The sequence below is a fragment of the Shewanella sp. SM95 genome (assembly GCF_025653595.1).
GTDB classification, from domain to species: Bacteria; Pseudomonadota; Gammaproteobacteria; order Enterobacterales; family Shewanellaceae; genus Shewanella; species Shewanella oncorhynchi.
In genome coordinates, this window is sequence record NZ_JAKKSE010000007.1 from 66,679 (window position 1) to 78,699 (window position 12,021).

General features: G+C 47.7%; 7 protein-coding genes. All 7 read left to right on the plus strand.

Annotated features, from left to right (window positions below; genetic code table 11):
- Positions 1-133 precede the first annotated feature (133 nt).
- The 7 genes from rng (at position 134) to L5M29_RS10190 (ending at position 12,021) form a co-directional block, all read left to right on the plus strand.
- Complete coding sequence (rng, locus tag L5M29_RS10160) at positions 134-1,600, plus strand: ribonuclease G (protein ID WP_168825804.1); 1,467 nt, start codon at positions 134-136, stop codon at positions 1,598-1,600.
- Positions 1,600-5,946 carry a YhdP family protein gene (locus L5M29_RS10165; protein ID WP_263167692.1) on the plus strand — a complete coding sequence of 1,449 codons (4,347 nt, stop codon included), beginning with the start codon at positions 1,600-1,602 and terminating at the stop codon, positions 5,944-5,946. The genes rng and L5M29_RS10165 overlap by 1 nt, the downstream gene beginning before the upstream one ends.
- Positions 5,870-6,700, plus strand: coding sequence for a carbon-nitrogen hydrolase family protein (locus L5M29_RS10170; protein WP_173247154.1), 831 nt, complete (start codon positions 5,870-5,872; stop codon positions 6,698-6,700). Before L5M29_RS10165 ends, L5M29_RS10170 begins: the two co-directional genes overlap by 77 nt.
- Positions 6,701-6,833: 133 nt before the next feature.
- The gene (gene tldD / locus L5M29_RS10175; protein ID WP_113940074.1) at positions 6,834-8,282 is read left to right on the plus strand and encodes a metalloprotease TldD; all 1,449 of its coding nucleotides are present in this window, start codon (positions 6,834-6,836) and stop codon (positions 8,280-8,282) included.
- Between the two features lie 94 nt (positions 8,283-8,376).
- On the plus strand, positions 8,377-9,759 hold the full coding sequence (locus tag L5M29_RS10180) for a TolC family protein (protein WP_263167694.1): 1,383 nt from the start codon (positions 8,377-8,379) through the stop codon (positions 9,757-9,759).
- Positions 9,749-10,723 carry an HlyD family secretion protein gene (locus tag L5M29_RS10185; RefSeq protein ID WP_173247150.1) on the plus strand — a complete coding sequence of 325 codons (975 nt, stop codon included), beginning with the start codon at positions 9,749-9,751 and terminating at the stop codon, positions 10,721-10,723. Before L5M29_RS10180 ends, L5M29_RS10185 begins: the two co-directional genes overlap by 11 nt.
- A gap of 80 nt (positions 10,724-10,803) precedes the next feature.
- On the plus strand, positions 10,804-12,021 hold the full coding sequence (locus L5M29_RS10190; RefSeq protein WP_263167769.1) for an ABC transporter permease: 1,218 nt from the start codon (positions 10,804-10,806) through the stop codon (positions 12,019-12,021).

Consider the following 12,021-nt stretch of genomic DNA (forward strand, 5'->3'; position numbering starts at 1 on the left):
ATGACGTTGACCTTGTTCCTTTGTTCGGTTTTCATGCTTAGAGAGTTTGTAACTTCGATTAATTAATCTAGTTTCCCGAATGGGGTGAGTCGTGAATACCAGTCGCTTAAATCCAAATAAAATACAGCGCAAGATGGGTTCAGAATTACTGATCAACGTAACTCCATCTGAGGCGCGCGTTGCTTTAGTTGAGCATGGTGTGCTGCAAGAAGTCCATATTGAACGCCGGATGAAACGGGGTTTAGTGGGTAATATTTACAAAGGTAAAATCAGCCGTGTGTTACCCGGTATGCAAGCCGCCTTTGTCGATATTGGCTTAGATAAAGCGGCTTTTTTACATGCGTCCGACATAGTACCGCACACTGAGTGTGTCGCCGATGTTGAGAAAGGTCATTTCGTTGTTCGTGATATCGCCGAGTTAGTCCGTCAAGGGCAAGACATTATGGTGCAAGTGGTTAAAGATCCGCTGGGCACTAAGGGCGCACGTCTAACGACCGATATTACGCTGCCTTCCCGTTATTTAGTCTTTATGCCAGGTTCTAGCCATGTTGGTGTTTCCCAGCGTATTGAACTTGAAGAAGAACGCAGTCGTCTCAAACAAATTACTTTGCCCTATGTTGATGATGACGGTGGTTTTATTATCCGCACTGCCGCCGAAGGTGTAGGGGAAGATGAGTTATCCCAAGATGCGGCATTTTTACGCCGAGTTTGGTCAAAGGTGAGTGAACGACGTAAACGTAGTGGTGTGTCGCTCCTGTATCAAGATTTAGCCTTACCTGTGCGTATTGTGCGTGATTTTGTCGGTACTGAGCTGGACCGTATTCAAGTGGATTCTCGCCGCACTTTTGCCGAGTTGCAGTCTTTTGCGCAGGAGTTTATGCCAGAGATTGCCGATAAGATTGAGCACTATTCAGGACCTGCGCCTATTTTTGATCTCTACGATGTGGAGAACGAAATTCAACGTGCACTCGGCCGTAAAGTCGAGCTCAAGTCTGGTGGCTATTTGATCATAGATCAAACCGAAGCCATGACGACTGTGGATATCAATACCGGCGCCTTTGTGGGGCACAGGAATCTTGAAGAAACCATCTTTAATACCAACCTCGAAGCGACCCAAGCGATAGCGAGGCAGTTACGTCTGCGTAATCTCGGCGGCATCATTATTATCGATTTTATCGACATGATGACGGCGGATCATAAGGCTCGTGTTCTTAGTAGCTTAACCAGCGCTTTGTCTAAGGATAGGGTGAAAACCAATGTGAGTGGTTTTTCGGGGTTAGGTCTAGTCGAAATGACCCGTAAGCGTACCCGCGAAAGTTTAGAGCATGTCGTCTGCGGCGAATGTCCGGCCTGCCATGGCACGGGGAGCATGAAGACAGTCGAGACGGTTTCCTATGAGGTCTTTCGCGAAATAATCCGTTTAAACCGTGCCTACGATGCTGATGAGTTCCTGTTGTATTGTTCGCCTGCCGTGTATCAAAGTCTGCATACCGATGATAATCATCTTATTGCTGAACTTGAGGTTTACATAGGTAAGCGCATCCGTTTGCAAAATGAGCCTATGTACTCACAGCACAAATACGATGTGGTGATGATGTAGTGGCTACGCTTTTTACTGCAAAAAAATTTAGCCGTTTTTGTTGGCAATTTCTGGCGCTTATTTTGGTCTTGTTTGCGCTTGCCGTCAGTTTGATCCGTGGCTTATTACCGCAGGTTGATGAAGTTCGCCAGCAACTGGTTAATTACGTAAAAAGCGAATATAAAGTCGATGTGCAAGTGGGGGAGTTATCCGCCCATTGGCAGGCATTTGGCCCTGCAATTAACATCGATGACTTAGTGATCCCGCCACAGGAACAACTGCCTGTGACCTTGATGATCAAGAACGTACAAGTGAAGTTAGATTTTTGGCAATCGCTGCTCACACTCACCCCGCGAATCGAAGATGTCAATTTTGAGGGTGTCCATGTCGCTTTAGACATGGATAAGCTTACTGAAAACGATCCCGCCACAATTAATAAAGCCCCGCAACTCGATTGGCTTTATGCCCTGTTACTCAAACAACTCGATAGATTCTCCTTAACCAATGCCACTGTGCAATTGCTGAGCATGCGCCAAGAGTTTCGCCCGATCCATATTCGTCATTTGAACTGGCGCAATCAGGGTGAACGTCACCGCGGTGCGGGAGAGTTGTATCTTGATAGTGATGCCTCTAAGCATGAGTCTCTCGGATTACAGTTAGATATCAAGGGCGATGGTGCAAATCCCGACAGTTTGACTGGGCAGATTTATTTGGCGGCTAACTCTTTGGATTTAGGTGAATGGGCTTCACGTCAGCCTAATCCCTATGATTCCACTCAAAAGTTACCCTTAGAAGGGGTTGTCAATCTTAAGGCTTGGCTTACGTTTGCCGACCGCAGCATCAGTTCTGCTATGGTTCATTTTGAGCCGAGCTGGCTGCAATGGACATTAAAGCAAGAGCCGCAGAGATTTGAAATTCAAGCGGGTGACATTGTTTGGCAGCCAAAGGCGACGGGTTGGGAAGTGCAAAGTTCAGGACTGGATTTTGTCACCAATGGTGAGCATTGGCCTGCATTAACGCTGGCCGCGAAGCGTCAAAACGATGAATTATTTGCCTATGTGAATCAAGTTAATACTCAGAGTCTATTGCCGCTGTTGCCGCTATTTCCTGGAGTCGATAGAGCCGTATTACGTCAATGGCATGCGTTAGCTCCCGAGGCTAGTATTGGACCAATCCGCCTGTATCAAAAAGCCGACCAGCCTTTGCTCGCCAGTACCGAAGTGAAGCAGTTGCATTGGCAGAAGGTTGACGGTATTCCCAATACTCATCCTGTAGATGTAAACCTGCGCTGGCAAGATAAGACGCTGTATTTCTCTTTACCTGAACAAGTGTACACCCTCGATTTTGGTGATGAATTTTCGGCGCCATTAGTGTTCAATGGGGCGCCAATTGATGGTCAATTCGATACTGAACATCTGAGTTTAAATGTGCCTCAGTTGCAGTTTGAAAACGAAGATATCGGCGTTGATGCGGCATTGAATTTGGACTTTAGCGGTGCTGCACACATGGCGCTGGCGGCCAATGTTCGTATCAACAATGTGGCTAATGCCGACAAGTATTTCCCCAATAAGGCGATGGGTGAATCACTGGCCGAGTATTTGGATACTGGGCTTAAAGCGGGTCAGACCCAAGATGCGCAAGTTGTTTGGCGTGGTCCGTTAAGTGGTTTTCCCTTCGACGATAATAGCGGCGTATTTCAGGCAGCATTTACCTTAACAGATGCCAAATTTCAGTTTCAACCCGACTGGCCTGCGGTCACAGATCTGTCCCTTAACGCTTTGTTTGAAAATACCCGCATGGATCTTTGGTTAAACCAAGGCAAGCTGATGAATGTGGATGCCACAGGGGCCCATGTATTTATTCCCGCCATTGGTGAACAGACGCTGCTAAGGATTGAAGCCGAACTTGCTACTCAAGGCAGTGCGGCGACTAAGGTGTTACAAGCCTCACCTTTGGCGAACTCAGTAGGTAAAACCTTAGATGTCGTGCAAGTGCAAGGTGCTGTCACTGGCACTTTAGACATCAGCATTCCACTGTATGAAGGTGAAGCTGAAGATATTCGTGGTCAAATCCGTTTTGATAACACACCTGTATATATTGCTCAGCCAGGGCTTCAACTTCATGGCGTGACTGGTGTTGTCGACTTTGCGAATGAGGTTGTGACAGGAAAAGGCATCAAAGCGCGCTTGTTCGAACAACCGCTTAGTTTAACTTTCGACACTCAGCCTAAAGGTAAAGATTTTGGCCTTAATCTTTCGCTGAAAAGTCGTTGGGATCTCAGTCGTCTCCCCGATGAATTGCACAATCCCTTGAGTGATTTTTATCAGGGCAAAATCAGTTGGGACGGTGCTATGACTATGCTATTTACTGAGCAAGGTTATCAAATCCAAGCCAAAGTGACTTCGGATATGCTGGGGACGCAACTGTTACTCCCTGGATACTTTGCTAAACCCGAAAATGAACCACGACCTTTAGTCGCCGAGTTTGTTGGCGATCAAGATAATGCGACGCTCGATGTCAAACTTGCCAGTCATGCCGAGTTTATCGGTGGTTTCGATGCCGATAAAGGCGCAAATTTTAGTTATTTTGACTTGTTATTGGGGCGTTTATTTGGTGAGGATGAAGCCAGAAATACGGAACAAGGTCATATTCAAATCGATCTCGGTAAGGCCAAATTAGCCGAATGGTTACCTGTGATTAATGCCTTTGTTGGTCAAGAGAAAATACCGAAAACGGGCATTTTAGTTGATGATATTCCACATAAAAGTTTATTTCCCGCGGTGGCGAGTATCGATTCTCATATCGGTCGGCTCGATCTTTTAGGGCAAGAACTGACGGAGCTTAGGCTTAATGCTAAGCCTAACGAGACGGGATGGCGTTTTAATACCGTTGCCAACGAATTTGACGGTTGGATCGATTTCTATCCAAATTGGAAAACTCAAGGTCTCAAAGTTGTGGCGAATAAATTCTATTTTTCACCTGAGTTAAAGCCGAACACGGATGCCGATTTTGCCAGTGATCAAGTGCTCACTAACTTGCCGCCAGTTGCAGTGAATGTGGAAGATTTTCGTTTCTTCGATAAATCCTTTGGAAAGCTCGTTTTGCAGGCGAGCCCACAAGCGGCAGGATATAAAATTCAAACATTGTCTTTGACTACGCCCAATGTCAATTTGCAGGGCAGTGGCATTTGGCAGCAACAGGCTGGACAGAATAAAACTGATCTCAGTGTTGAGTTAAATGCCACTCAGTTTAGTTATCTGTCTGCTCAATTGGGTATAGAGCCTGGCGTTAATGAAGCCCCCTTGAAGGTTAATGCGGACTTATCTTGGCAAGGTGCTCCCTATGCCTTCTCCCTCGAAACCTTAAATGGCAAGGTGAAATTCAACTTAGGCAAAGGCCACTTATCTCAGGTGAGTGACAAGGGCGCGCGGATTTTCTCCCTGTTCAGTTTAGATTCTCTGGTGCGTAAACTGTCGCTGGATTTCACCGATGTCTTCGGTCAGGGCATGTATTTCAACTCTTTCAATGGCAATCTGCAGATTGATAATGGCGTGGTGAAAACCACAGACACTGAAATGGATGCCATCGCGGGTAATATGAAGGTGCGTGGCTATACGGATCTCACCACTGAAAGTTTGAATTACGATATCCGCTTTGTGCCACAATTGGCCTCAAGTGTGCCGACTGTCGTATTGCTCAGTACCAGCGCGTGGACACTGGGTCTGGGGGCCTTTGCCCTGACAAAAGTGCTTGAGCCTGTGATTGAAGTGATTTCAGAAATTCGTTTTCGGGTGACTGGGACTATGGCTGAGCCCGTGGTCGAAGAGTTAGAGCGAAAGAGTAAAGAGATTGAAATTCCAGAATCTATTTTACCTGTGGTTGGCGTTGAGCGCTCAGCGGTGCCGACCGAAGCCGCGAGTCATAACGCCGATATCACTCAGCCGGTAGAGACTAAATCGACCGAGGCTCAATTAACAGGAGCTAAGCCAACTGAAACTAAGTTAACTGAAGCTCAGTCAACTGAAGTCAAACCAAGCAACGCTAAATCTGAGCCACAGCTTCAAGCAACACAACCAGAAGTGCTCGAGCCACAAGACGTTAAGCCTGAAGAGGCCAGATCTGAAGAATCAAAGTCAGAAGAGCTAAAGCCAGCAACAGATCAAATTAAAGCGCTCGATTTAAAGCGGGAGCAACCTCAAGCGACGCCTTCGCCTGAAGCGCCAAACACGCCTGCCACACCAGAGAATCAGCCAGCAGTAGAACCGATTAAGCAAATTCAGGGAGAGCAGAATGCACATCAGCCTGTTGCAATGTCAGAGCAGTCGCGACGTCAGCGCCAATCTGCAGTTTATCGAATCGCAGCTTAACGAACTCAAACGGGATGCCGATGCGCCCCACTTAGTCGTGTTACCCGAATGTAGTTTATTGTTTGGTGGCCACGAAAGTCAGCAACTTGCCTATGCGGGTGATGTCCATCAGAGTCCGCTCAAATTGGCGTTAAGTGAACTGGCCGCCAAGTATCGGGTGTTTATGGTCGCGGGGACTATTCCGGCGTTGGCTGAGGATGGTCGTGTCTATAGTCGCAGTTATCTGTTTGATGATAAAGGTGATACTTTAGGGCATTACGATAAACTGCACCTTTTTGATGTGGATGTTGCCGATGGTACAAAACAATATCGCGAGAGCGAAACCTTCTGCCCCGGTGATCACATTAGCGTTATCGATACACCTTTTGGCAAAATTGGCTTAACCATCTGTTATGATTTACGCTTTCCCGACTTGTTTAGGGCGATGCGTCTTGCGGGTGCCGAGATTATTACAGTCCCTTCTGCCTTCACTAAGGTGACGGGGGAATCCCATTGGCAAGTATTGCTACAGGCCAGAGCGATTGAAACCCAATGCGTTATTCTTGCTGCAGCTCAGTGGGGACAGCATAACGAAGGCAGCCGTGAAACTTGGGGGCAGAGCATGATAGTCGGTCCTTGGGGGAATATTTTGGCTGAACTCAAAACCGGTACAGGTTGGGTACAGGCTGAGGTCGACTTAACCGAACTGCACAGTATTCGCAGTAAAATGCCCGTCATGCAGCATAATCGTTTCCTTGAACCAAGCTTGAAATAATGTGCCAGTAGCCAGCAGACGAGTTGAAATGCTGAATTTGCGCTTGAGTCGATACGCAGCATTAACACATAGAATTAGTACACCGAATTTACACTCAGAATATCAAGATCCCTTGGGGTCAAAGAGAGCATAGATGCCATTTTTAGCACAAGTAGAGCAAAGTTTATTGAAGAATGGGTTAGCGTTAGATGGCCTGCAAACCTATCTAAACACCATACATCAGCACAAAATCGATTATTCCGATCTCTATTTTCAAGGTAGTCGCCACGAATCTTGGGTGCTGGAAGACGGCATCATCAAAGACGGTAGTTTCCATATTGAACGCGGTGTGGGCGTGCGGGCCATCAGCGGTGAAAAAACCGGTTTCGCCTATGCCGACGACATCACTCCTGCCGCCTTAAGCGCTGCAGTACAGGCTGCCCGTGGCATTGCTAGTGCGGGTGAGCAGACTCAAGTACAAGCCTTTAAACGTCAAAAAGCATTGGCGTTATACGACAGCTTAGATCCGATTGCGGCGATGGAAGAAGTCAAAAAAATCAACCTGCTGAAAGAAGCCGATGCTTTTATTCGCAGTCTAGATAGCCGGATTATTCAAGTGGTGGTTAGCCTTGCTGGTGTGCACGAAGAAATCCTCGTTGCTGCGAGTGATGGCACTCTTGCGGCCGATATCCGTCCTCTGGTGCGTTTTAACTGTAGCGTGATTTTGGAAGAAAACGGTAAACGTGAACGTGGCGGCGCTGGTGGTGGTGGTCGTCATGACTACGGTGTTTTAATGGCAAGCGATGACACAGGTTTACCTATGTGTTTCGCCTTTGCCCGCGAAGCCGTGCGTCAAGCGCAGGTCAATCTAAATGCCATCGATGCGCCAGCGGGTGAAATGCCAGTGGTGTTAGGTAATGGTTGGCCCGGCGTATTGCTGCATGAAGCGGTTGGACATGGTTTAGAAGGCGACTTTAACCGTAAGGGCAGCAGTGCCTTTAGCGGCAAAGTCGGCCAGCAGGTTGCGTCTAAGTTAGTGACTGTGGTCGACGATGGCACCTTGCCTAATCGTCGTGGTTCACTGAGTATCGACGATGAAGGTGTACAAACCCAAAGAACCGTATTGATTGAAGACGGTATTTTAAAGGGTTACATCCAAGACAAACTCAATGCTCGCTTAATGGGTGTTGCGCCAACGGGTAACGGTCGCCGCGAATCCTACGCACATTTGCCTATGCCACGTATGACCAATACTTATATGACGGCCGGTGAGTCAGATCCCAGTGAGATTATTAAGTCAGTGAAGAAGGGAATTTACGCCCCTAACTTTGGCGGTGGTCAAGTCGATATCACTTCGGGTAAGTTTGTGTTCTCAGCATCCGAAGCCTATTTGATCGAAAATGGTGAAGTGACTCAAGCCATTAAAGGCGCTACTTTAATCGGTAATGGCCCTGAGGCTATGAGCCAGATTTCTATGGTCGGTAACGATATGGCTTTAGATCAAGGAGTGGGCGTTTGTGGTAAAGATGGTCAAAGTGTGCCTGTGGGTGTGGGTCAACCGACCCTAAAACTCGATAAGCTCACCGTGGGCGGAACAGCATAAAACCTAGAACCTTACGTCTATGGGTTCTAGTCGCTGCCCACCATGAATGTTATCATTCGCAAAGGAAGTTAGAGTAACTACTCTAGAGGTGTTAATGAAACTATCACGTGTGGTATGGCTGTGCCTATTATCATTGCCTTCGGCTGGCTATGCCCAGCCGATTAGCTTTACTGATGCTTGGCAGCAAGTGCTGAAGGTGAGCGACAAGTTGCAAGCGCAATCGCAGGAAGTTAACCGCGCTAAGGGTGAACAAGAGGCGGGTGAGAGCTTAAATTTGCCCTCATTAGACATTCGCGGTAACTATATTCATTTGGATAAACCGATTGAGTTTGATCTGAAAGAATTAAATTCTGTGATTTCTATCCCGCCATCGCTTGGCGGCATTATTGCGGGTATTCCGCCGCTGCCCTTAAGTGAACAAGATATTTTTAGCGCCAGCTTACAGGCAATGTGGCCGATTTATACGGGCGGACAGATCACTGCGGCTCAAGGTATACACGCGGCTATGGTGGCCGAGAAGCAACAAGAATTACAATTGGCTACTCGTGATTTATTTACCCTGCTGGTGGATAGATATTACGCTGTCGATGTGACGTTGGCATTGGTGAATACTCAGACTGATCTGGTTGGCTCGTTAGCTAAGCATGTTGATCATGCTTTAGCACTAGAGCGCGAAGGGCAAATTGCTAAGGTTGAGCGCCTCAATGCTCAGGTCGCCCTAGACAATGCTAAAGTCAATTTAGGCAGTGCTCGTCGGCAACACGAAATGGCAGTGATCGCGCTGGCACGTATGCTACAGCAAAGTCAGGTGAGCACAAATTCTCCCTTATTTGTACTGCCACAGGCTCCTTCATTCGCTCAACTCAGCCAAATTACCCTGAGCCAACATCCGGCGCTCAAATTGCTCGAAGCGAAAGAAACGCAAGCGAACGGTTTAATAGCGTTGGAAAAAGGTAAATACCATCCAACGGTTTTCCTCTTCGGTAACTACACCTTGTATGAAGAAGACACACTCTTGACGAGCATCACACCTGACTGGATGGTTGGGGTTGGGGTCAATGTGCCACTGATCAGCCGCGATGGCCGTAGCGGTAAGGTCGAAGCGGCGAAAAGTGCACTCTTACAAGCTCGTTATACCAAGGCACAAACTAAACAAGACTTGAGCCTGCTGGTGGATCAAAGCTATCGCCAATTATTACAGGCCGAGGAAGAAGTGACGGCGCTCGATACTTCGCTAGAACTTGCTATTGAAAACCTGCGCCTGCGTGACATCGCCTTTAATCAAGGGCTTTCAACCTCTATCGACAGAGTCGATGCGGAGCTGAAACTGAGCGCAGTGAAAACTCAGCAATTGGCTGCCCGTTATCGTTACGTGCAAGCCTATGCGAGATTAATGGCCATTAGTGGACAACTAGATGAATTTATCGGTCGTACCATAGGCCGCACTCAAGAGCAGGAGACAAACAATGCGCGCTAACAGAATACTTGCCCTTGTGGCGTTGGTCGCATTAGGCCTTATCTTAGCCTATGGACTCAAGCTCGCTTATAGCCCGCAGCCGAGTTTGTTGCAGGGCCAGATTGAAGCCCGTGAGTACAATGTTTCGTCCAAGGTGCCAGGCAGAGTCGAGCAAGTGCTCGTGCGCCGCGGTGATAGTGTTGCCCAAGGGGATTTATTATTCGCGATTCGCAGTCCTGAGCTAGATGCAAAGTTAATGCAGGCCGAAGGTGGCCGTGATGCCGCTAAGGCGATGCAGCTAGAAGCCAACAACGGTGCTCGCAGTCAAGAAGTGATGGCAGCCAAGGAGCAATGGCTCAAGGCGCAGGCGGCAGCAACACTCGCTAAAACCACTTATACCCGAGTCGAAAATTTATTTAACGAAGGTGTGGCTGCAAGACAAAAACGCGATGAAGCCTTTACTCAATGGCAAGCGGCAAAATACACAGAACAAGCGGCCTTAGCCATGTACCAAATGGCCGAGGAAGGTGCGCGGGCGGAAACCAAAGTGGCTGCGGCAGGTAATGCCCGTAAGGCTGAAGGTGCAGTGAAAGAAGTTAGCGCCATTATGGAAGATAGCCAAATGCGCGCACCTAAATCGGGTGAAATCAGCGACGTGCTGTTACAGGCGGGTGAATTGGCTCCCAGTGGTTTTCCGATTGTTAGTTTGATTGATATGCAGGATGCTTGGGCCGTGTTCCAAGTGCGAGAAGACCAACTTAAACGTTTCAAAAAAGGTCAAACAATTCAATTAACGATTCCGGCACTCGGGCAGGATGTGGATTTTACTGTGTCCCATATCAGTGTGATGGGTGAGTTTGCCACTTGGCGTTCGACCGAAAGTGGCCATGATTTTGATATGCGAACCTTTGAAGTGGAATTGCGTCCAAACCAGCCGATTACCGATCTGCGTGTCGGCATGTCTGTGCTGCTGCGTAGTGAGTAAAAGTCGTGACTGAACGTACGCCTCACGCCAACGCGGCGGACAAGATTAAGGACGAATCACAGCCATCGAGCATAAGCTTTATGGCGTTGCTCACAGCGTTAGTTCGCCGTGAGCTGCGTGCCCTATGGCATGACCCTTGGCAGTTAGCGCTGATAAGTTATATTCCACTACTGGGGATTTTATGCTTATGGTGGTTGTTCAGTGCAGGTTTGCCAAGGCAACTGCCCGTAGCGATTGTTGACCAAGATCATAGTCAATTGAGCCGCATGTTGACCCGTCAGCTTAAGGCAAACCCGGTTACCGATCCGCAAAGTTTTACCGACTTATCCTCGGCGATAAGCGCGATGCAACAGGCGAAAGTCTACGCTATTGTGATTTTTCCCTATGATATGAAAAAGGATTTACTTACAGGCCATAAGCCTACAATTGATGTGCGCTACAACAGTCAATTTTTGCTGGTGGGTAAGTTACTCTCAAGCCAAATTCAGCTGAGTTTAGGCGACGGATTACAGCAAGTGGCGGGTTTAAAGCAGCTCGCTAATGGTACACCGAAATCCCAAGTCGCAGTGAATTTAAGCCCAGTCAAAAGCCAAACAACAGCCCTGTTTAACCGAAATAACAACTACATAGGTTTCTTAGTACCGCCAGTGCTGATTGCGCTGTGGCAGTTGTTATCTATGTTAGTGATGGCAAACAGTTTAAATCGAGAGCTGCATTTAGCGCCTACCACTCAGGCCGATGGCATGTCGAATATCTTAACTGAACATTTTTGGCCTAAAGTGTGGGCGAAAATGGTGCTGTTTACGCCGATATTGATGCTGCAGGGCGGCTTTATTTTAGCTTGGCTGTATTTGTATCTTGCTCTGCCGATGGGGGGGAGTTTAGCCCTATTATTGCTCGCGCAATTAGTCATGTTATTGGCAGTCTGGAGCTTAGTGTTATTAATATTTGTAGTGATGCGTGACAGTGCGCGGGTCATCAGCTTTTGTACCGCTTTATTTGCGCCAGCGTTTGCCTTTATGGGCATTACTTTTCCGACTCACGAAATGCCGCAATTAGCCCAGTGGTGGCGACTTATCATGCCATCGAGCCATTATATTGAGTCCCATGTTAGTATCGTGAGTTATGGCGCTACTTGGCCAAGTGTGGCGAGCCAAATCACTAGCTATTGGGGCTTTATCTGTCTGATACCTTTGATATATTTCCTGTCGCGTAAATTACTGCCTATCACAGTTAACACCAATGCTTCAGTGACGGTTTATGACTCGGACGCAGCTATATCTGCGAAGGGGCAATAG